At 64.0% G+C, this 20,358-nt stretch carries 17 protein-coding genes and 2 riboswitches; of the genes, 6 read left to right on the top strand and 11 right to left on the bottom strand.

Going from position 1 to position 20,358, the window contains the following annotated elements; all coding sequences use genetic code 11:
• Positions 1-87 precede the first annotated feature (87 nt).
• The 9 genes from fdhD to N7568_RS04025 all read right to left on the bottom strand — a co-directional run bounded on the left by fdhD (position 88) and on the right by N7568_RS04025 (position 10,249).
• Positions 88-954: a formate dehydrogenase accessory sulfurtransferase FdhD gene (gene fdhD / locus N7568_RS04065; RefSeq protein WP_261608627.1), complete on the bottom strand. Its 867-nt coding sequence runs from the start codon at positions 952-954 to the stop codon at positions 88-90.
• A gap of 1 nt (position 955) precedes the next feature.
• Positions 956-3,280: an FdhF/YdeP family oxidoreductase gene (locus tag N7568_RS04060; RefSeq protein ID WP_261608626.1), complete on the bottom strand. Its 2,325-nt coding sequence runs from the start codon at positions 3,278-3,280 to the stop codon at positions 956-958.
• 50 nt (positions 3,281-3,330) lie between these two features.
• Positions 3,331-4,689, bottom strand: coding sequence for a molybdopterin molybdotransferase MoeA (locus N7568_RS04055; protein WP_261608625.1), 1,359 nt, complete (start codon positions 4,687-4,689; stop codon positions 3,331-3,333).
• On the bottom strand, positions 4,686-5,591 hold the full coding sequence (locus N7568_RS04050; RefSeq protein ID WP_261608624.1) for a DUF6457 domain-containing protein: 906 nt from the start codon (positions 5,589-5,591) through the stop codon (positions 4,686-4,688). The genes N7568_RS04055 and N7568_RS04050 overlap by 4 nt, the downstream gene beginning before the upstream one ends.
• Positions 5,592-5,633: 42 nt before the next feature.
• Positions 5,634-6,134, bottom strand: a complete 501-nt coding sequence (locus N7568_RS04045) for an HNH endonuclease (RefSeq protein ID WP_261608623.1) — start codon at positions 6,132-6,134, stop codon at positions 5,634-5,636.
• Positions 6,135-6,352: 218 nt separating this feature from the next.
• Positions 6,353-7,126 (bottom strand): NlpC/P60 family protein, encoded by a 774-nt coding sequence (locus N7568_RS04040; protein ID WP_261608622.1) that lies wholly within the window; start codon positions 7,124-7,126, stop codon positions 6,353-6,355.
• Positions 7,127-7,226: 100 nt separating this feature from the next.
• Entirely contained in the window at positions 7,227-7,973 is a 747-nt protein-coding gene (locus N7568_RS04035; RefSeq protein ID WP_261608621.1) for a C40 family peptidase, read from the bottom strand.
• 4 nt (positions 7,974-7,977) lie between these two features.
• Positions 7,978-8,139: riboswitch (cyclic di-AMP (ydaO/yuaA leader) on the bottom strand.
• A gap of 146 nt (positions 8,140-8,285) precedes the next feature.
• Positions 8,286-9,116 carry a M23 family metallopeptidase gene (locus tag N7568_RS04030; protein ID WP_261608620.1) on the bottom strand — a complete coding sequence of 277 codons (831 nt, stop codon included), beginning with the start codon at positions 9,114-9,116 and terminating at the stop codon, positions 8,286-8,288.
• A 4-nt stretch (positions 9,117-9,120) separates the two neighbouring features.
• A riboswitch (cyclic di-AMP (ydaO/yuaA leader) is annotated at positions 9,121-9,359 on the bottom strand.
• A gap of 194 nt (positions 9,360-9,553) precedes the next feature.
• A complete protein-coding gene (locus tag N7568_RS04025; protein ID WP_261608619.1) occupies positions 9,554-10,249 on the bottom strand; it encodes a metal-dependent transcriptional regulator in 696 nt (231 codons plus the stop codon).
• A 304-nt stretch (positions 10,250-10,553) separates the two neighbouring features.
• Between N7568_RS04025 and serC the strand changes: the two genes are divergently transcribed.
• Positions 10,554-11,684, top strand: a complete 1,131-nt coding sequence (serC, locus tag N7568_RS04020) for a phosphoserine transaminase (protein WP_261608618.1) — start codon at positions 10,554-10,556, stop codon at positions 11,682-11,684.
• Between the two features lie 172 nt (positions 11,685-11,856).
• Here the strand turns inward: serC and N7568_RS04015 are convergent, their stop codons facing one another.
• Together N7568_RS04015 and N7568_RS04010 are read right to left on the bottom strand one after the other, a co-directional pair.
• The gene (locus N7568_RS04015) at positions 11,857-12,489 is read right to left on the bottom strand and encodes a DUF3027 domain-containing protein (RefSeq protein ID WP_261608617.1); all 633 of its coding nucleotides are present in this window, start codon (positions 12,487-12,489) and stop codon (positions 11,857-11,859) included.
• 4 nt (positions 12,490-12,493) lie between these two features.
• The gene (locus tag N7568_RS04010; RefSeq protein WP_090820714.1) at positions 12,494-12,877 is read right to left on the bottom strand and encodes a cold-shock protein; all 384 of its coding nucleotides are present in this window, start codon (positions 12,875-12,877) and stop codon (positions 12,494-12,496) included.
• Between the two features lie 231 nt (positions 12,878-13,108).
• Here N7568_RS04010 and N7568_RS04005 point away from each other — a divergent pair, with 231 nt between their 5' ends.
• From N7568_RS04005 to N7568_RS03985, 5 genes are all read left to right on the top strand, one after another.
• Positions 13,109-13,324, top strand: coding sequence for a hypothetical protein (locus N7568_RS04005; protein ID WP_261608616.1), 216 nt, complete (start codon positions 13,109-13,111; stop codon positions 13,322-13,324).
• Positions 13,325-13,383: 59 nt separating this feature from the next.
• A complete protein-coding gene (locus N7568_RS04000; protein ID WP_261608615.1) occupies positions 13,384-15,849 on the top strand; it encodes a helicase-associated domain-containing protein in 2,466 nt (821 codons plus the stop codon).
• A gap of 43 nt (positions 15,850-15,892) precedes the next feature.
• Positions 15,893-17,551: a DNA repair helicase XPB gene (locus N7568_RS03995; RefSeq protein ID WP_261608614.1), complete on the top strand. Its 1,659-nt coding sequence runs from the start codon at positions 15,893-15,895 to the stop codon at positions 17,549-17,551.
• A 199-nt stretch (positions 17,552-17,750) separates the two neighbouring features.
• A complete protein-coding gene (locus tag N7568_RS03990; protein ID WP_261608613.1) occupies positions 17,751-18,224 on the top strand; it encodes a hypothetical protein in 474 nt (157 codons plus the stop codon).
• Between the two features lie 12 nt (positions 18,225-18,236).
• Positions 18,237-20,336, top strand: coding sequence for a multicopper oxidase family protein (locus N7568_RS03985; protein ID WP_261608612.1), 2,100 nt, complete (start codon positions 18,237-18,239; stop codon positions 20,334-20,336).
• The last annotated feature ends 22 nt before the right edge of the window (positions 20,337-20,358 follow it).

Here is a 20,358-nt window from a genome sequence, read left to right as displayed (position 1 = left end):
ACCGCGGTTCCAATCGATGGATAAAATCTACGTTGTTCCAGCACAATAGCCAAGTGAGTGGTCACTATCCCCGGCCACCAAGCAGCCTTACGCGGCCGCTTCTCCTACAATTCTTTCGCGCCCCGCGTAGACGTTCAGGCTCAGCCCGCGGCTGAACCCCACCAAGGTGATGCCCGAGTCCACAGCCAGCTCTGCTGCCAGGCTGGACGGCGCACTCACGGCCGCCAACACCGGGATGCCTGCCATGGCAGCTTTCTGGACAAGCTCGAACGACGCCCTGCCCGAAACCTGCAGCACCGTGCCTTTCAGCGGCAGCATTCCGGCCCGCAAAGCCCAGCCCACCACCTTGTCCACCGCATTATGCCTGCCCACATCTTCCCGGAGGCACAGCAACTCTGTTGTGCCGTCGTCGTGAATCCTGAAGAGTCCGGCTGCGTGGACGCCGCCCGTCTTTTCGAAGACCGCTTGCGCCTCACGGAGTCGGTCGGGCAAGGCGGCGAGCGCCGTGACCGGGATGGTGACATCGTCTTCCTTGGGACTGTGCCTGGAGGACTTGCGGACGGCGTCGATGGAGTCCGTGCCGCAAATACCGCAGGAACTGGACGTGTAGACGTTGCGGCCGGTGTCCGGCCGCTCTACGTCGGGCCGGAGCTGTGCGTCCACGACGTTGAAGGTCTGCACCCCGTCCTCGTCCTCACCCGCGCAGAAACGCTCCGAGATCAACTGCGATGGCTCCCATACGATCCCCTCCGAAACCAGGAATCCCGCCACGAGGTCGAAGTCATCCCCCGGAGTCCGCATGGTCACCGAGAAGGACATGTCCCCCAAACGGATCTCCAGCGGTTCTTCCACCGCGAGCACGTCTTCCTTGAACCGGACCGGATGTTCCAAGGCCTGCGGGGAGCCATCCAGGACAAACTTGTGCACCTTGCGGCGCTGCGTCACGCGTCCCATGTCAGGATCCCTTCTCCTCGTTGGAGTTCGCCCCGGCATGCTTGACGAACCGCACGGTCATCGCCTTGTAGCCGGGGGTGTTTGATTCCCGGGCCACCAGTTCGCGGTGCACCAGGGCGTTGGCCTCCGGGAAGTACGCTGCGGCACATCCCTTGGCAGTGGGGTACCCGATCAGCCGGAACTTGTTGGCGCGACGCTCCGTACCCCCAAATGTGGAAATGACGTCCACCAGTTCGCGGTCCTCGAAGCCGAGATCCTCAATGTCTTCCGGGTGCACCAGGATCACCCGGCGTCCATCGGAGACGCCGCGGTACCTGTCGTCAAGACCATAGAAGGTGGTGTTGTACTGGTCGTGGCTGCGCACCGTCTGGAGGATCAGGTGGCCCTCGGGCGCTTCCAGGTACTCGAGTGGCCGAACGGAGAAGCGACCCTTCCCGATGTCCGTGGCGAAGGTCCGGGTGTCCCGCGGCGGGTTGGGCAGCACAAAGCCGTTCTTGGTGCGGACCCTCGCGTTGAAGTCCTCGAAGCCGGGAATGACCCTTGAGATGTGGTCCCGGATGACGTCGTAGTCTTCGGCCATGGCCCGCCAGGCCACGCCGTGGTCATCTCCCAACGTGGCCTGCGCCATGCGGGCCACGATGACCGGTTCGCTCAACAAATGCTCGGAGACGGGTTCAAGCCGCCCCTGCGTTTTGTGGATGACGGACATGGAGTCCTCCACGGACAGGAACTGCTTGCCCTTGGGGTGTTTGTCATCCGTGTCCGTCCTGCCCAGCGTGGGCAGGATCAGGGAAGTTTTCCCATGCACCACGTGGGCGCGGTTGGGTTTAGTGGAAATGTGGACCGTCAGTCCTGCGTTCTTCAGGCCTTGTTCCAGCGCTGCCGTGTCCGATCCCGCCGCAGCGAAGTTTCCGCCCATGGACACGAAGACATCCACGTCACCCTTTTCCAGGGCGTGCTGGGTCTCCACGGAGTCATAGCCGTGCTCACGCGGCATCTGGAAGCCGAATTCCTTGTCCAACGAGGCCAGGAACTGCTCCTTGGGCTTCTCCCAGATGCCCATGGTGCGGTCCCCTTGGACATTCGAGTGGCCCCGGACCGGGCAGGCCCCTGCCCCGCGCTTGCCGAAGTTGCCTTGAAGCAGAAGCAGGTTGATGATCTCCCGCAGGGTATCCACCGAGTGCGGCTGCTGCGTCAGTCCGAGCGCCCAGCAGATGATGGTTGCCTTCGACGCAGCCATCATCCCGGCCGCCTTGGTAATCTCCCCGCGCGTCAGGCCCGTGGCCCGCTCGGTTTCGTCCCAGTCCAGCACCGAACGCGCTTCCTTGTAGGCAGCGAACCCCTCGGTCTGCTTTTCAATGAAGGAATGGTCGACGACGGTCCCCGGGTTCCGCTTCTCTTCCTCCAGGAGGAGGTGGCCCAGTGCTTGGAACAGCGCGAGGTCGCCGCCAACTTTGATCTGCAGGAACTCGTCAGCGATGGTGGTGCCGCCACCGATCACGCCGTTGAGGGACTGCGGGTCCTTGAAGTTCAGGAGGCCGGCTTCTGGCAGCGGGTTGACCGCAACGATCTTCCCGCCGTTGTTCTTGCAATCCCTGAGGGCTGACAGCATGCGGGGGTGGTTGGTTCCCGGGTTCTGGCCAACCACCAACACCAGCCCGGCGTGATGGATGTCTTCAAGGGAGACGGTGCCTTTGCCGATTCCGATGGTGGGGTTGAGGGCGCTGCCTGAGGATTCGTGGCACATGTTGGAGCAGTCGGGCAGGTTGTTGGTGCCGAGGCTTCGCGCGAACAACTGGTACATGAAGGCGGTCTCGTTGGCCGTGCGGCCCGAGGTATAGAACACGCACTTGTCCGGCGTGGTGGCGTTGATGTGTTCGCCGATCAATGCGAATGCTTCGGTCCAGCTGATCGGCGAGTAGTGGGTGTCACCCGGTTTGATGACCACAGGCTCTGAAAGTCGTCCCTGGCTCCCCAGCCAGTATTCCGTCTTATCTTCCAGGTCCGCCAGGGAATGTTTGGCCCAAAATTCGGCACCGACGGTCCGGGTAGTGCTTTCCTCGGCGATCGCCTTGGCCCCGTTCTCGCAAAACTCTGCGGGGCTGCGCCTGCCCGTGATGGATTCCGGCCACGCGCAACCGGGGCAATCAAAGCCGTCGTGTTGGTTGACCCTGAGCATGGATCGGACCGTGCGGGCAACTCCGGCCTGGGCGTAACCCCGTTCAAGGGCAACAGTGACAGCCTTGAGGCCTGCCGCGGCTTGTTTGGGCGGGTGGATTTGCAGGTCATCTTCGTTGATGTCCTGTTCGGGAGCATGCCTGTTCATGAGTCCATCATTGCACTTTGTCGGCACCACCCTGGGTCTCGTCCCAGTGCTCAGGCGTCCAGCGCACTCCAGTCCACCGGGCCCGATGAAGTCTTCTTTTGCGCTCGCGGCGCAGCCTTGCGGATTTTGTCCTCCGACGTCTTGGGCGCGGGCAAAGGCTTGCCCCATGGCAGCGCAAAGGCAGGGACCGGTTCGCCCAGTTGGACGCCGTGCGGCGGCACCACCATGACCCCGTCCGCACCGGCCAGCCCACGCATCATTCCCGGACCCGCGTATTGCGCCGGCGACGCCAAGCCGTACACCAGCTTGAACGGCATCAGGCGGGTTCTGCCCGGGTCTGCGTCGATCATGGCGCCACAAGGAACTTCGCCTGCCTCGTCCAAGCGCCCATGGCCCAAGGCCGCCAGCAAGGGTTCCCCGACGGTAAACAGGGCCATCATCGCAGCGAGCGGATTCCCTGGCAGCCCCAGCACGAACCGGCCATCAGGCAATTCCGCCAGCACGGCGGGGTGTCCAGGGCGCATGGCGATTCCGTCTATCAGCAGACGCCCACCAAGTTCGGCCACAGCCCTCCTGAAGTGGTCAGTCCCGGAACGTCCCGTCCCGCCCGTGGTTATGACGACGTCGGCAGGCGGCTCTGTTTCGGCGTAGGGTACGTCCGCTGTGAGTTCGTCCAGGGACGGTTCGGTGTCCTGGAGTGCGGCAAGCCATTCCCCATAACTGTCGCCCACCCTGAGCTGCTCGCCGGCGATACCGCCCAGGAGTTCAACCACGGCACCCAGTTGCGGACCAAAGGTGTCCCGGACCTGTCCCGGCAGGGGAATCCCTTGGGCCACGACTTCCGATCCCGTCAACAGGAACCTGACCAACGGTTTGCCGAGAACGTCCAGGTGGTCCAGGCCTGCCAGCGCCGCGAGGGCGATATGTGCCGGGTTCAGTACCGTACCGGCTTTGAGCAGGACTTCACCCTCGGCGGCCTCTTCTGCTGCTTTGCGGATGTGTTGGCCGTTGCGGGGCTCCCCCGGTTTCGCAGTGCCGCCCAGCGCCAACACCGGCAGGCCGTCGTCGTCCGTGGTGATAACGCCGCTCTCGCTGCGAAGCACTGCCTTGGCACCGGGCGGAATCAGCCCGCCCGTCACAATGGGACTGGCTTGGTGTGGAGCCAATCTCTGCCCCGGTTCACTGAGGATCCATGGACCGCTGCCGTTGACAGCCCAACCATCCATGGCGGACGACGCGTAATGCGGCATGTCCTGCACTGCCAGGGCATCCGAAGCCAAGGTGCGGCCAACGGCCGAGCTGAGCGGTACCGGGCCCGGCGGGATGGGAGCGGCCGCATCGAACGCGCGTTGCCGGGCCTCATCCCAGGTGTGTGCCGCGTGATGGCCCTTGCCGGGGGCCTCTGTCATTCGGCGTCAGTCCCGGACTCCGAGTACTCCTTGGCAACCTTGCGGGCCAGCTCCAAGGCCGCGTTCATCGAAGCATCATCGCTGGCCTGGCCAATGCCACGGGCCATGCCCGCCGCGTATCCGGCAATGAAAGTGGTTAAGGGCGCGGCGGGACGCACCACAGAGTGAGCGGCCACTCCAGCGACAGCGAGGACCTCATTGACGTCCACTTCAACGCCCTCAAGCTCAAATGCCTGCAGCAGTGTGCGGCACCATTCCTCGAGCGTCTCTTCCTGGCTCTTCACGTCCGCCTCCAACTCGTAGTCAATGCCCAAGGCCGCAGCGTCCTCCCACGTGTCCACGTCATCCGTGGATCCTTCGGGGACAGCAACGTCCAGCACGTTCAGCCTAGCAAGCAGCCGGAACACTGAAGAGTTCGTTAACCCGGAACCTTCCGAAGCTACGGCCACTTCCCGGTCCAGTGCAGCTGTGCTGTACGCCCCCAGAAGCGGCTGCTTCCGCCCGTCCGGGGAAACAGCCATGGCCCCTTCCACTCCGGGATGCGATTCCAGGGCCTCCCAAAGGGGACCCATTCCAAGGGAAGCATGGGGCATATCGCATGCCACCACCAACGTCCACGGGGTGATGGACCCGTTCTCTTTCAGCGCGGCCATACCGGCCGCGATCGCAGCGGCGGGACCAGCGAAGACGGGCTCCTCCCGCGCCTGCAGGACCCCGTCCGGCAAGGACCCACCGGCATATCCTGAAACATCCGGACCCACCACGACCACCGCTGAAGCACCCCGGACCGACAGCAGGGCATGCGAAAGGAGCGTGGCGCCGTCGTACTCCAACGACGGCTTGGGCACGCCTCCGAGGCGGGTGGCCCTGCCGCCCGCCAAAATCACGGCATTGAACTCCATCCGCCCAGATTACCCGGGACGGCGGGGCTCAGCAGAAATCGATCAGGCAGCGGATTCCGGCAACAGGAACGGGTCCCAGTCCGGCGCAGGTTTCTCGAGTTCTTTGATCTGCCACATGGTTCCCTGGGGCACGCCGGGCGTGAAACGGAGTTTCCAACCCATCTCCGCCAGCGTGTGGTCGCTCTTGGCGTTATTGCATTTCAAGCACGCCGCAACCAGGTTTTCCCAGGAATCCGCGCCGCCCCTGGATTTGGGGTGGACGTGGTCTATGGTGTGGGCTGTTTTCCCGCAGTAGGCGCAGCGATGGCCGTCGCGGCGCAGTACCCCGCGGCGACTCACGGCGGTAACCCTGTTGTATCTGGGGCGGATGTAGCGGTTGAGGAGAATCACGGAAGGTCTTCCCAGAATCTCCTGCGGCCCGACGACAGGCTCGTCGCCTTCGGCCACAACGCTAGCTTTCCCAGTGAGCACAAGGACCAGCGCCCGGCGGAATGTTATTACCGCCAGCGGTTCATATCCAGCATTCAGAACGAGTGTGCGCATGCACGTACCTCTTCACGGCCGCACCCGTCAGGGGCACGAGGGCCGGCTGCCCTCTGCATGTACGGGCTGTGGATCGACAACATAAGGGTAAGCACTTATATGCCGTATCAACGAATTTTCCTGCCGTTTCGCCTGCAGTGTCGGCAAGTGTTCATGCGGGGTTAAAGCAGAACACCCCGCCGGCCTCAGCCTGCGGGGTGTTCGTGGAAATGCTTGGATCAGCCGTTGACGCGGATGAAAACCGGGCCGGAGCCGACGTTCACGCTGAACAGCGCCGTGGTGGATCCGTTCCATCCACCGTGGACTGCCATGCCGTTGCCGACGTAAACAGCGATGTGGGCTTGTCCAGCCAGACCACCGTTGGCGTAGTAGGCCAAGTCGCCGGGCTGCGCTTCTGCTGCGCTGACCGTGCGGCCGAGGGAGAGGTAGCCGGCCGGCCAGTCGTGGAAGTTGATGCCGACGGCTGCCAGGGAATTGGTCACCAACATGGTGCAGTCCTGGGTGACGCCGAGCTGGGCATACGCAGCTGCGGCAATTGCAGCGCCGAGACCGCTGGAAGCGGCGGGAGCCTTGGCGGCCGGAGCAGCCGTGTTGACAGCCAGCGTCGCGTTGCCGGCCGTAGCCGTGTTCTCCGCTGCCTTTTTGGTCTCTGCCTTGGCGGGAGCCTTCTTCTCGACCGGGGCCGGAGCTTCCACCGTGGTGACCACGGGGCGTTCGTAGGAGATGGCAACCGTGGAGTCCGCGGCGATAGTGGCCTGGACTACCGACTGGACGTCAAGGGCCGTAGTGGATGTGGATTCACGGTCCACGTTGGTGTCGGCAGCGTTGGCAGCCACACTGCCTGTCAGGACCAGGCCTGAAGCTGCGGCGATGACTGCGGCCTGGCGACCAACGCCACCGGCGTTGTCGCTGACGGCCTTGGCGATGACGGCAAGCGGGCTGGTCTTGGGGGCCTCAGCGCGATGCCGTGCAACCTTGTGTGCACTGGTCATGATTTTCTCTTTTCGTATCCGCGTGCAGTTGGGTTACACGCGGCTAAGCGGCGCGCCAGCACTTGGGGGGCATGCTGGCGAACCTCGAACCGGATAGTTTCTAGCGGAGGGTGAAGAAGGAGGACGTACCCGTGGAGGCAGCAGAGTGCAGGAGCGTGCCCTGGCCGGGGTTCAACGCGCTGATCATCATGCCGTTGCCGACGTAGATTCCAACGTGGGCTCCGCCGTTCTGCATGACCAGGTCACCGGGGGCAGGAGTGCTGGTGGGCTTCATGGCCGTCCAGGCATTGACGCGGGGAATGCTGATGCCGGCCTGGGCGTAGACCCACTGGGTGAAGCCGGAGCAGTCCCAGCCGTTGGGGGTGGTGCCGCCCCAAACGTACGGGTGGCCAATGCCGGTGTAGGCGATGGCGGCAAGGCCGGATGCTGCAGCGCTGGAAGCGGCATCCTTGGCTTCGGAGGATTTCGCTGTGACAGCCCCTGCGGAGTCCTGGGTGCCGTTCGCAGTGGACCGCTGGGTAACCTGCGATGCGCGCTGTACAACCTTGGGGGCTTCCTTCGTGGCCACAACGGGGCTCTCGAACGAAACAGTGGCTGTGGGCTCTGCAGTCACGATTGCGGTGGCAACCATCTGCTGGGTGCTGGATGCTTCCGACTTGGAAACATCGGTGTCAGCTGCCTGTGCGGGCAGACCGACGCTGAGGACGAGGCCTGAGGCTGCTGCCAGGACGACAGCCTGGCGGCCAACGGTACCGGCGTTGGATGAAACAGCCTTGGAAAGAGTGTTCAACGGGTTCGTGCGAACCGTTTCGGCGCGGTGGCGCGCAGGGGTAGTGCGTGATGACACGTAGGTAGCCTCTCCCAATGCCTGCGAGGTGAGCTGTCGGATTCGGATGGGAGTCATCCGGCCGCGCTGCTTCAAGGAAGCTTTTGCGACTTAACCCCAAGGCCTTCTTTCGAAGACCAGAAGTGGTTCCCCCGCCCCTGCCAGACGATTTATGCGAACGGACCTTGAGTAGTGGCAGAGCTAGGCAATCCACTCAAGTGCACCGGCCCCCTAAAAAGCCGATGCGCTTTGTACGGTACAACAGTTGAACGTGAATGTCACATTCAGGTCACGGGGCGTGTCACGAATGCGAGAGACAACCATCAACTGGCTCTAGAGCCAGCCCATGGGGTCGACAACTTCGCCGTTGACCTGGACCTCGAAGTGGAGGTGGCAGCCGGTGGAAGCGCCTGTGGTGCCGCTCAGGGCGACGGTGTCGCCACGGCTGACGGTCTGCCCCACCTTGACGGTGAAGGACGACAGGTGGTTGTACGTGGTTTCGAGGCCATTGCCGTGGTCTACCACAACGCGGTTGCCTCCGCCGTACTCATGCCATCCGGCAAAAGTGACCTTGCCGCTTGCGGCAGCGTGCACAGCGGTGCCGCACTGCGCAACGAAGTCCTGACCCCGGTGGAAGTCACCGGCGCCGCCGGTCAAGGGACTGACCCGGTAGCCAAAAGGGGATGCCGTGGTCAGCGTGTCCAAGGGGCTGGCCATGGTGCCTGCGGACGAGGCACGCTGGATGCTTCCGGCGGACTGGGCGCTGAGTAGCTGCTTCAACTTGCCGTCGGGATCAGCTGCCGTGGCAACGGCGGCCCGGCTGAAGTCGATCTTCGCCGAAGCGGCCGCGGAAACTTCCGGCTGGCTGCCACCGGCGACGGCAAGGGCGGACTCGGTCTGGCCCGACTCGGACGTGGCCAAGACGGGGCTCGTGGCCGGCAGGCCGACAGTCAAGGCAAGCCCGGTGGCGGCGAGCGCAACTCCGGCCTTCTGCCCGACGCCACTGGCTGCGGCGAAATCGGCTACCTGGCGCAGCGGGCTCTTACGGCGACGCACCTGGCGTTCGGTGTCGCGGGGCCGGATCTCCGATACGACGCGGGCTGGCCGCAGCTCAGTAGCGGGGCCGGACGCGCGGCGTCGGCCCCTGACGTTCTGCGATGTCAAACTCTGTTCCTCTCTCAAAAGCCTGCGAAGTTAGCTGTCGGATTCGGGTCAGAGAGTTCAAAGACCCGGTCCGCACGAGGCGCTCACGGCACACAGGTATCCAAGGAGGGACCTGCATCAATGGGCACTTCTGCTGCGGACTTCACCCCAAGGCTGCTTCTTTAGACAGCCGCTTGTGGTTCCCCCGCCTCTGCCAGTGGTGGATGACACACCTGGTCCGCTGGCAGAGCTCGGCTCCGGATCAGGTAACGCTTTGGTATCAGCGCTAGTAGATAACTATAGGGGATTAAGGCCCGTAGTAATAAATTCGTTATCAACAGAAACGCGTGCGTCGCCCCTGGCCCTTATCACTAATCTCAAAAAACCGCAGGTCACACGCGCGCCGAAAGCGCAAAAGTGAGATATGACACGGCCTTGCGAAGAGGAGGGCCGGGCCGTTAGTTGAGGGAGACGAAAACGTGTGCGGCAACTTCGGGAGGAAGCTCCAATGCGCCCTCGATGCCGGGGACCCTGACAGAGATGTACTCGCCAACCCGCTCCAGGGAGACCGCTGCTCCCGGACGGATTCCGCCTTCGTCCAGCTGGGTGAGGAGTTCAGGCTCCACCTGGATCGGCTCCGCGAGGCGGGTGACAACCACGCGCGACTCTGAGGCATAGCCTTCCATCGCCTGCAGGAGGTTGACATCAAGCCTGGGGAAGGGCTGGCTGGGAAGGCCGCCAAGCGCTTCAAGTCCGGGGATGGGATTGCCGTAGGGAGATTCGGTAGGGTGCTCCAGGAGCTCGTAGAGCCTACGCTCCACACGCTCACTCATGACATGTTCCCAGCGGCACGCTTCGTCGTGGACATAGGCCCAGTCCAAGCCGATGACGTCAGCCAACAGTCGCTCGGCAAGGCGGTGCTTGCGCATCACCTCAGTGGCGCGTTTCCGCCCAACCTCAGTCAATTCCAGGTGGCGGTCATTGGAGACAATCACCAGCCCATCGCGCTCCATGCGTCCGATCGTCTGGGAAACCGTGGGTCCCGAGTGCCGCAGCCGCTCAGCGATGCGGGCCCTGAGAGCCACGATGTTCTCTTCTTCAAGCTCCAAAATGGTCCGAAGGTACATCTCAGTGGTATCGATCAGATCCGTCATCCAGCTCAGCTCTCCTCGAACGCAGTTCCTTGCGTAATCTCCACCGTACCGCGTCCCTTACCAGGGCGGACGGTGTGCACCGCCGCCCCATGAACGCCAACCACCAGCCTAGCTTATTTGGAATTACTCTGGATAATTCCGGTCGCATATGGTTCGCATCCAGTGTGGAGATGTTCCACGTGGCGGACTATGACGACCACAGGTTCCTGCCCCCCGGCCGCGTCAGGCAGAATTGGGGTGTCGAAGGGGCAGTTGATGCCACCTGCCACGACCCATCTCTAGCCGATACCCATTGGAGCCACACGTGAGCGACAACAGCATCACCATCCCCGCCGATCTGCTGCCCAAAGACGGACGCTTCGGCGCTGGACCGTCCAAGGTCCGCCCCGAACAGATCGAGGCGTTGTCTGCCGCGTCGACCACCATCCTCGGCACGTCGCACCGCCAAGCACCGGTGAAGAACCTGGTCGGTTCGGTCCGCGAGGGCCTCAGCCAGTTCTTCCGGGCACCCGAGGGCTACGAGGTTGTCCTGGGCGTTGGCGGCTCCACGGCGTTCTGGGATGTTGCAGCCTTTGGCCTGGTAGAGAAGAAGGCCCAGCACCTCTCCTTTGGCGAATTCGGTTCCAAGTTCGCTGCTGCCACCAACAAGGCGCCGTTCCTTGATGCTTCCTCGATCATCAAGGCCGAGCCCGGCACCCGCCCGGTGCCGGAGGCCGAAGCCGGCGTTGACGTCTACGCCTGGCCCCAGAACGAAACCTCCACCGGTGTCGCCGCTCCCGTAAAGCGCGTCCACGGCGCAGATGAAGGTTCCCTCGTCCTGGTGGACGCCACCTCCGCTGCCGGCGGCCTGGACGTTGACGTCGCCGAGTCGGATGTCTACTACTTCGCCCCGCAGAAGAACTTCGCCTCCGATGGCGGCCTCTGGCTGGGCCTCTTCTCCCCCGCCGCCCTGGAGCGCGCCGCACGGATCAAGGCGAGCGAACGTTGGATCCCGGACTTCCTGGATCTGCAGACGGCCATCGACAACTCCAAGCTGAACCAGACATACAACACGCCTTCACTGTCCACCCTGGTGACCCTGGACGCGCAAGTGCAGTGGCTCAACAGCAACGGCGGCCTGGATTTCGCCAGCAAGCGCACCGCAGTTTCCGCCAACAGGATCTACTCCTGGGCCGAGGCCTCGGAATACGCGACGCCGTTCGTCGCCAACGCCGAAGACCGATCCAACGTCATCGCCACCATCGACTTCGACGATTCGATCGATGCTGCGGCCATCGCCAAGGTCCTGCGGGCCAACGGCATTGTGGACACCGAGCCCTACCGCAAGCTTGGCCGCAACCAGTTGCGCATCGCCACGTTCGTCGCCATTGAGCCGGACGACGTCACCGCGCTGCTCGCCAGCATCGACTACGTCGTGGGCGAACTGAAGAAGTAACCCGGCGCGGCTTCCGCGCCAGGTGGGGGTCGGCGTCGTCCCGGTAGTTCCCGGACGGCGCCGCCGCCGTTTAAGGCGCTGTCCGGTGGTTAGGCGCGGTCAGGTGGTTAAACAACTAAAGGTGGACATCAGTGTCCACCTTTAGTCGTTTAACCTTGGATTTCCGCAACGCTTATTCGGCAGCCGTTTCGTCGTCCTCATCCGGAGTGTCTGCGTCATCCGGAGAGTCTGCGTCGGACTCGTCAGGATCGGCTACCGAGTCAGCGGGTTCTGTCGCCTCGTCCTCGGCCGCCTGCACGGACTCCTCCGTGACGTCCTCCACGGTCTCTTCCACCAAGGGCGACTCGTCCTCGGGACGGACACGCTTGGCCCACGGCACCCATTCCGGGGCCAGGATGGAATCCTCGGAGGGCAGCAGGCCAAGTTCACTCACGGTCACAATCTTGGAGCGCGAGTTGCGGGTCACCACGGCGTACCACTGCCAGCCGCCGTAACCGGCCAGCTTGGACTCAAACAGTTGGGTGACCACACGGTCGCCCTCCGACTTGGCACCGAGATGCGCCCCTACTTCGCCGGGATTGGCGATGCCCTCCACTGCTTCACGTGCAGTGTCGACGGCGGCAGCCAGGAAGGCGTCCGGCTTACCGGTGCGCCATACGGGCAAACCGGCACCCACTTTGGCCGCAACTGGCTTCCGCGCGGGGGCATCCCCGTTGCCAGGAGCCTGGGCAGCGTCGGGTCCGGCCCCAGGGCTTGCCTGGGCGTCCCTTCCGGCCTTCGTATCCTGTGCGGATTCCGATGTCATGGTCCTAGGCTTCCAGCTCGTCGGCAACCTTGCGCAGCGCCATGCTGATGGCCTTGGCCTTGTTGCCGTCAGGGTACTTGCCGGAGGACAACGAGCCGGAGAGGTTGTCCAGCACGGTCACCAAGTCCTGCACCATTGGTGCGAGGTCCTTGGCGTTCATGCGCTTGGCCTTGGCGATGGAAGGCGTCTTTTCCAGGACACGCAGCCCCAACGCCTGAGCTCCGCGGCGGCCGTCGGCAACGCCGAACTCCACACGGGTTCCAGCTTTGAGCTCCGTCACGCCCGCAGGCAGGGACGTCTTGGGCAGGAATACTTCCTGGCCGTCCTCAGCCGCGAGGAATCCGAAGCCTTTTTCCTTGTCATACCACTTGACCTTGCCGGTAGGCACGTAATCAACCTTCTTCGTTCTTGCTTGCTTTTGGGAGACACGTCGGGCCAAACACCGCATCCGCAGGGTTCTGCGGGATCGAGGGTGACAGCCCGGTCCGTGTTGGTCTGTTCCTTCAAGGTTATCCTGCCTGGCCCCCTATTCCCGCTTTGCCGCGATCACACAGGAGAAGAGCAGCAGCGAGGCAGCAGCAATGCGTTCCCACCAGGCGCTGCTGCTAGCGTTGTGCGCATGACTTCCCCGGGTTACCGCCGCCCCCTCATGATCATTGCCGCCGTCATCGCGGTGGCCTCCCTGGCAGCCGTGGCTGCCGTCATGACGATCGCCTACAACGGTGGCTCGGCGCCGGTTTGGGTCACGTCTACGGCACTTTATGGCCTGCCTGTTGCCTTCATGCTCGCGGCGGTCCTGGTATTGGATGCCGTGCGGCAGCGCCGCCGGCAATAACCTGCCCTTCCCAACACTTCGACCCGCACAAGCGGCCCGGGGGCGGTAACGTTGGATTGATGTCCCTTATACGCGCGCTCAGCAAGGAACTGGAAGCACGCAGCGACAATTCGCTGCGCGCCTTGTTTGCCGCGCGGCCGGACCTGATCTCCCCCATGGCACCGGATTTTGCGGCGCTGGCGGCAAGGGCGAGCGCGCGAGTCAGCGTGCAGCGGGCTCTGGAACGCCTCAACAAGCCTGAGATGCAGGTCTTGGAGACCCTGCATCTTTGTACCAACGCCGATACCGGCCACAGCATTTCCGCAGCCGGGCTGAAGAAGGTCATTGCCGGTTCCACCCTTTCTGCCTTGGACCCCATCCTCGCCAAGCTGCAGGAGCTGGCACTGATTCACCGGGCGGAGCCACCTGCAGGTTCGCCGGTAACGTCATCGCGGCAGCGCTTCTATCTCCCGGTGGGCAGCCTCAAGGATGTCATCGGTATCTACCCGGCAGGCCTGGGCAGGAGCTACACCGAGCTGGTCCGGCTGCAGCCGGCCTTCGCCCAGCGGGTAGTGCATCTGGTGGCCGAACTCCATCAAAGCGGCGCAGGCATCCACCCGGCCAGCACGCCGATGGATGCCGCCCTCGCACTCCAGCGCTGGACGTCCACCCCGGATAACCTGCGCGCAATCCTGGCCACGGCACCGGAGCGGACCATCGGCCTGCTGGATAAGTTCGGCAGCTGGGCCATGGGCGCAGTGCCCCAGGCGCAGCGGCGCGCGTCAGTCACCCATGAGAGCCACGATGTGGGGCCCATCGACTGGCTGTTGGCGCGCGGCTTGTTGGTCCCCCTGGACGCCGGGCATGTGGAGTTGCCCCACAGCGTGGGACTTGCCCTTCGTGGGGGCGCAATCGTGGATGATTTTACTCTGGCCCCACCCGTCCCTGAGCTCGGACACACGAGCGCTGCCCTGCGCCGCAACGCTGCCATGGGTGCCATCGCCGAGATCCTGCGGCTGACCGGTGAGCTGTTGTTCGCGGTTCGGGAGCAGCCTCTGGCTACCCTCCGGAGTGGGGGCGTAGGTGTGCGGGAACTGCGGCGCCTGGCTGAATCCATCCGTTTGGGGGCGCACGAGACGGCCGTACTCCTTGAATTGTGCGCGATGGCCGGACTGCTGCGCCTGGACGTGGACAGCTCCACATGGGTGCAACCGCCTTCACTGGAATGGCTCAACCTGCCCCGGCAGGAACAGTGGCTCTGGCTGGTCAATGCCTGGCTTGCCAGCGAGCGCGCGCCTTCACTGGTGGGCCAGCCCCTCACAGGTCCCACGGGCTCGGCCGCCCATCAAGGCGCGGCCGGCACCACCATCAACGCTTTGTCCGCGGAAGCGCAACGCCCCGATGCCCCCGTGGTCCGCCGGCGGATCCTGGAAATCCTGCACGAACTCACGGTGGAGGCCGCTGCGCCGGACGGCAAGGCGCCCGTCCTGGATGCCCGGGCCGTCCTGCAGCGGGCTGAGTGGGCGCAGCCCCGGATGTCCCGCCGCTTCAGTTCGCTGGTCCGCGGCATCCTCGAGGAAGCTACGCTCCTGGGCTTGATTGGCTCAGGCGCGCTGACCCAATTAGGTACAGCGATTGCCGCCGCACAGCCGGAACAGGCGATGACCATCCTCGGCGAGCATCTGCCCGCCGCCGTGAACCACATCCTTCTCCAAGCGGACCTGACGGCTGTGGCGCCCGGCTACCTGGCGCCGGAACTGAGCGAGACGCTGCTGTTGATGGCCGACGCCGAGGGTCAGGGCCCGGCATCGATCTACCGGTTCTCTGCCGCCACCATCCGGCGGGCGCTCGACGCCGGACAGGACGCGGAATCGCTGTTGGCGTTCCTCCGTGAGCACTCCGCAACGGAGGTGCCCCAACCATTGGCGTACCTGGTCCAGGACACTGCCTCCCGGCATGGGCGGCTCCGGGTCGGCACAAGCGCCAGCTTCATCCAAAGTGACGATGAAACCGCCATTACCGATCTGCTGCTGGAGGCCCGGACCTCCTCTTTGAGCCTGGTGCGCATCGCTCCTACGGTGCTGACCTCCTCGGCGAGCCCGCGGGAGACTGCACGTGTCCTGCGCGAGCTGGGACTTTCCCCTGCCGTGCAGGAGGCCGAGCCCGCCGTCGTGCGTTTCAAGCGGACCACAGCGGTACCGGGCAGCGCCCGTCCCGTCTACACCGCACCCCGGACGGCTCCCCCGGACGACGACGTGGAGGCTCAACTTTCGGTCCTGCGGCAACACCGCGGCGTGCCGGCGGAGGCTGCCGGCGAAGCGTCCACACAGCTTGGCCTTGAGACGCTGCAGACGGCCATCCGGTTGAAACAGGCGGTCACCATGAACGTGGTGGACAGCCTGGGGAATTCCAACACCGAAACGGTTGTTCCTGTATCCGTCTCCGGCGGAAGGGTCAGGGTGTTCGATCCCGCAAAGGACACCGAACGGGTGTTGTCCATCCACCGGATCATCGATGTGGAGCCCGCAGGAGAACTGCGGTCTTGAAAAACCGCGCAGTTCCAGAAAACAGCGCAGTGAGGATTCAACAGTGACCGACGGTCCGCTGATCGTACAAAGTGACAAGACCATACTGCTGGAAGTGGACCACGAGCTCGCCACCGAGGCACGGCATGCCATTGCCGCCTTCGCAGAGCTGGAGCGTGCCCCGGAGCACATGCACAGCTACAGGCTGACGCCGCTTGGCCTCTGGAACGCCCGGGCGGCAGGCCTTGACGCCGAGCAGGTGCTGGACACCCTGCTGAAATACTCACGCTTTCCTGTTCCACACGCACTGCTCATCGACATTGAAGAAACCATGTCCCGCTACGGCCGGCTTCGGCTTGAAAAGGACGCCCAGCACGGCTTGGTCATGCGGACCGACGACTACCCCGTGTTGGAGGAGGTCATCCGTGCCAAGAAGATCGCTCCCCTGCTGGGGCCGCGCATCGATGGCGAAACCGTGGTGGTGCACTCCTCCCAGCGCGGACAGTTGAAGCAGCTTCTCCTCAAGCTGGGGTGGCCCGCGGAGGACCTGGCCGGCTATGTGGACGGGCAGCCGCACCTCATCATGTTGGACGAAAGCGGCTGGCAGCTGCGCCCGTATCAAAAGCTGGCCACGGAGAACTTCTGGGCCGGCGGCAGCGGCGTCGTCGTACTTCCCTGTGGTGCCGGCAAGACGTTGGTGGGTGCGGCAGCCATGGCGACGTCGTCCACCACTACGCTGATCCTGGTCACCAATACAGTCTCCGCACGTCAGTGGAAGGACGAACTCCTCAAGCGCACTTCCCTGACGGAGGACGAGATCGGTGAATACTCCGGCGCGGTCAAGGAAGTCCGCCCCGTCACCATCGCCACGTATCAGGTCCTGACCACCAAGCGCGGCGGGCTCTACCCACATTTGGAACTCGTGGACGGGCACGACTGGGGATTGATCATCTACGACGAGGTCCATCTGCTGCCCGCCCCGATTTTCCGGATGACCGCGGACCTGCAGGCCCGGCGTAGGCTCGGACTCACAGCGACGCTGGTCCGCGAAGATGGCCGGGAAGGCGAGGTCTTCAGCCTGATCGGGCCCAAACGGTACGACGCCCCCTGGAAGGACATCGAAGCGCAAGGCTACATCGCGCCCGCCGACTGCGTGGAAGTCCGCGTCGATCTTCCCCGTGACGAACGGGTTGCCTACGCCATGGCCGACGACGCGGACAAGTACCGGCTCTGCGCCACCTCGGAAACCAAAACCAAGCTGGTGGAGGAGCTCGTGGCCGTCCACAAAGGCGAGCAGCTGCTGGTGATCGGCCAGTACATTGACCAGTTGGACGAGATTGCCGAACGGTTGGACGCTCCGCTGATCAAAGGCGAAACCACGGTCAAGGCGCGGCAGAAGCTCTTCGATGCCTTCCGCAAGGGCGAGATCCACACGTTGGTGGTTTCCAAGGTAGCCAACTTCTCCATCGACCTCCCTGAAGCGTCGGTAGCCATCCAAGTCTCCGGCTCCTTTGGCTCACGGCAGGAAGAGGCCCAGCGGCTGGGACGGCTCCTGCGCCCGAAGCAGGACGGCCGTGCTGCGCGGTTCTATTCCTTGGTGGCCAGGGATACCCTTGACCAGGATTTCGCCGCCAAACGCCAACGTTTCCTGGCCGAACAGGGCTACGCCTACCGGATCATGGACGCCAAAGACGTGGGCAAGGATGTTGGGCAGGAACAGTAAAACCGGCTGGGAAGCAATAAGCCCTTGCTATTCATCTCCAGCGAATTTACGATTCCAAGTGAAGCTCTCCGCCCTCATAGGTTGCCCCTGGTCCAGGCAGCCTGGCGGCCAGCCGTCGGCGGTGGGGGAAGCCCGCAGCCAGGGAGCCGGCGGTTCGAAGGCCTAGAAGAATCTGAGAATTTCCACCAGAGGATTCCCCATGCGTAAAGCCCTCTTGGTCCTCTCCGCGATCGTCCTGCTGTCAGCTCTCGCGCAGCTGTTCTTCGCCGGATACTTCCATTTCCAGAACACCATCGAAGCCCAGCGTGAAGCGGGCGTCTACCACGCAGTAAATGGCCAGTATGTGCTGCGCTACTCAGCGCTCCTGGCCGCCATCGTCGCGGCGATTGCCCGGGTGGGGTCCCGGACGATCTGGCTGGCGGCAGGCATTTTCCTGCTGACGTGGCTCCAGTTGTTCATCTTCATCATTGGTGGCATGCTGACCGGCTCTTCGCCGGAATTCATCACCCCGGCAGGCTCGTGGGTCGTCGCGATCCACCCCATCGTCGGTGCGCTGATGATCTTCATGTCGTACTGGCTGTTCCAACGCGCCCGGGCGGCGGCCCTTAATCCCCAACCGCTGCCTCCCAAGGCAGCATCTTCGGATGCTTCCACCTCGCCCAGCACAGCCTGAACCACGGCAGCTGTGAACAGGTCGCAGCTGCTGGCGGTTGACCTGGTGTTGTCCGTCCTCGCGGCCGGCGCCTGGGTCACCGCTGTTTGGTTGGCTGTCAGGTCAACCGCTTCCAGCACCCGGCCGGCCCGTTCCGTCAGCACGGGCCACAGGCCATTCGCGTCACGGGCGGTTGACCTGGCACTGCTGTTGGTGGGCGTTGCCGTGGTGTTGACGGTGGCGCGTTATGCATTGCTTCCTGCTTTGGTGGCGGGCAGTTGGTGGTTTGCCAGCGAACGAGCAACCATCAATCTGCCTCTGACCGCCATCCCCGCGGCTTGGGCCGCGCTGGCCGGTGTTCCGTTCTTGCTGAGGAGGCGGAACACCGGCTTCAAACCCGCTGGAGAAGGACGGCCCGCTGACGAACGAAGCCGGGAGCGGGCCGTTCTGGCCATGGTGGCAGCCGCGGCGTCAGCCGTGGCGTCGTTGGCCCTGACGTTCATCCTGGGACCCTTCCCGGCTCCGTGGAGCATCGTGGTGCTGCTGTCCATGGTGGCTTTGACTGTGCTGCTCGCCAGGCTCGCGCTGTTCACACCGCGTCGCGTTGCTCTGGCGGGACACGGCCGGGCGACAAGTACAGGTTCTTCCGCAGTCAGGCGTCCGACGGCGGCTGCAGCAGTAGCCGGGCTCATGGCGTGTACCGCTTTGGGCTCCGGAGTATTTGCCTGGCTGGGGAGCAGGTCAGCCGACGGCGCGGTGATCGCGGCCGCCGTCGGGCATCACGACGGCGGGAACGCCGCGTCCGTTGCGGACCCGACGCCCGTGACCAGCCTTCTGGGCGAGTCCCCTGCCAATCCCGTGGTCCGGCGCTACGAGCTCACGGCCCGGGTGGAGCAGCTCACGCTGCCGTCCGGTCAGCGCACGGACGCCTGGACGTTCGGCAGCCTTCCGGGCCCTGCATTGGAGGCCACGTTGGGCGAGGTGATGGAGGTGGAGCTCAAGAATCGTGACGTGACTGCCGGTGTCACCCTGCACTGGCACGGATATGACGTTCCCAATGCCATGGACGGAGTAGCCGGCGCAACCCAGGATGCAGTGATGCCCGGGCAGTCCATGACCTATCGCTTTACTGCCGCCCAAGCCGGCACGTACTGGTATCACACCCACCAGGATTCAGCCGAAGGGGTCCGCAAGGGCCTCTACGGCACATTCGTCGTGCACCACCCCTCTGCCGCCCGTGCTGACACGGACTTGGTGGTGGCCGGACACGACCTCAGCGGTCTGGGGTTGCTGGGCTCCTCAGACCGCCGCAGCATGCACGCGGCCATGCCGGGTTCGACTGTGAGGATGCGGCTCATCAACACCGATTCGCTGCCGCAGCGCTATCTGTTCGAAGGCACCAGCTACAGGGCCGTGGCGGTGGATGGAACGGAGGTTAACCAGCCGGAGGATGTTGACGGCAAACTGGTCCGTATCGGGGCCGGGGGCCGCGTGGATATCGCGTTCACCATGCCGGACAGGCCCGTCACCCTGCGTTCCGATGCTGCGTCCAACGCCGTGGTGGTGGTAGCTCCGTCCGACGTCCCTGACATCATCGTTCCCGAGAAGGCCCCTCCCGGGATTTTCAACACCACCCCTGTGCTCGACCTGCTGGACTATGGCGTACCAAGGGACGGGCCAGGGCTGGAGGAGGCCACCATCACCCGCGAAGAGGTAGTGGTCCTGGACCGTCAATTCCGCTTCGTCGAGGGCATTCCACTCTATGCATTCACCGTGAATGGGGCGGCGTACCCATTGGTGCCGTCCATCGAAGTAGCTGCGGGCGACACCGTGAAGATTACGGTGGTCAACCGCACCGCTGAACCACACCCTATGCATCCCCACGGACACCACGTCCAAGTGCTCAGCAGGAATGGTGCAGCGCCCAGCGGCTCGCCGCTTGTACTGGATACCGTGGACGTCTTGCCGGGCGAAGTGTGGGAGCTGCTCCTCCACGCGGACAATCCAGGCATCTGGATGGACCACTGCCACAACCTTGATCATGCCGCCGAAGGAATGATGATGCTGCTGAAGTACCAGGGCGTGTCATCACCGTTTGTCCACGGCGGCCACTCCCGCAACCGGCCCGAATAGTGCTGGCGGCGGCGTGTGCGGC

Origin of the sequence: Paenarthrobacter aurescens (genome assembly GCF_025421775.1) — a bacterium.
GTDB classification, from domain to species: domain Bacteria; phylum Actinomycetota; class Actinomycetes; order Actinomycetales; family Micrococcaceae; genus Arthrobacter; species Arthrobacter aurescens_B.
Note: the sequence above shows the minus strand (reverse complement) of the source record. Positions and strands in the feature narration are given on the sequence as shown.

What these genes read in the sequence shown, in the direction of transcription:
- fdhD (WP_261608627.1), bottom strand. Translation starts at nt 954, where the DNA reads ATGGGACGCGTGACGCAGCGCCGCAAGGTGCACAAGTTTGTCCTGGAT.
- N7568_RS04060 (WP_261608626.1), bottom strand. Translation starts at nt 3,280, where the DNA reads ATGAACAGGCATGCTCCCGAACAGGACATCAACGAAGATGACCTGCAA.
- N7568_RS03990 (WP_261608613.1), top strand. Translation starts at nt 17,751, where the DNA reads ATGCGTAAAGCCCTCTTGGTCCTCTCCGCGATCGTCCTGCTGTCAGCT.
- N7568_RS04015 (WP_261608617.1), bottom strand. Translation starts at nt 12,489, where the DNA reads ATGACATCGGAATCCGCACAGGATACGAAGGCCGGAAGGGACGCCCAG.
- N7568_RS04055 (WP_261608625.1), bottom strand. Translation starts at nt 4,689, where the DNA reads ATGACAGAGGCCCCCGGCAAGGGCCATCACGCGGCACACACCTGGGAT.
- N7568_RS04050 (WP_261608624.1), bottom strand. Translation starts at nt 5,591, where the DNA reads ATGGAGTTCAATGCCGTGATTTTGGCGGGCGGCAGGGCCACCCGCCTC.
- N7568_RS04000 (WP_261608615.1), top strand. Translation starts at nt 13,384, where the DNA reads ATGTCCCTTATACGCGCGCTCAGCAAGGAACTGGAAGCACGCAGCGAC.
- N7568_RS04005 (WP_261608616.1), top strand. Translation starts at nt 13,109, where the DNA reads ATGACTTCCCCGGGTTACCGCCGCCCCCTCATGATCATTGCCGCCGTC.
- N7568_RS04045 (WP_261608623.1), bottom strand. Translation starts at nt 6,134, where the DNA reads ATGCGCACACTCGTTCTGAATGCTGGATATGAACCGCTGGCGGTAATA.
- N7568_RS04040 (WP_261608622.1), bottom strand. Translation starts at nt 7,126, where the DNA reads ATGACCAGTGCACACAAGGTTGCACGGCATCGCGCTGAGGCCCCCAAG.
- N7568_RS04025 (WP_261608619.1), bottom strand. Translation starts at nt 10,249, where the DNA reads ATGACGGATCTGATCGATACCACTGAGATGTACCTTCGGACCATTTTG.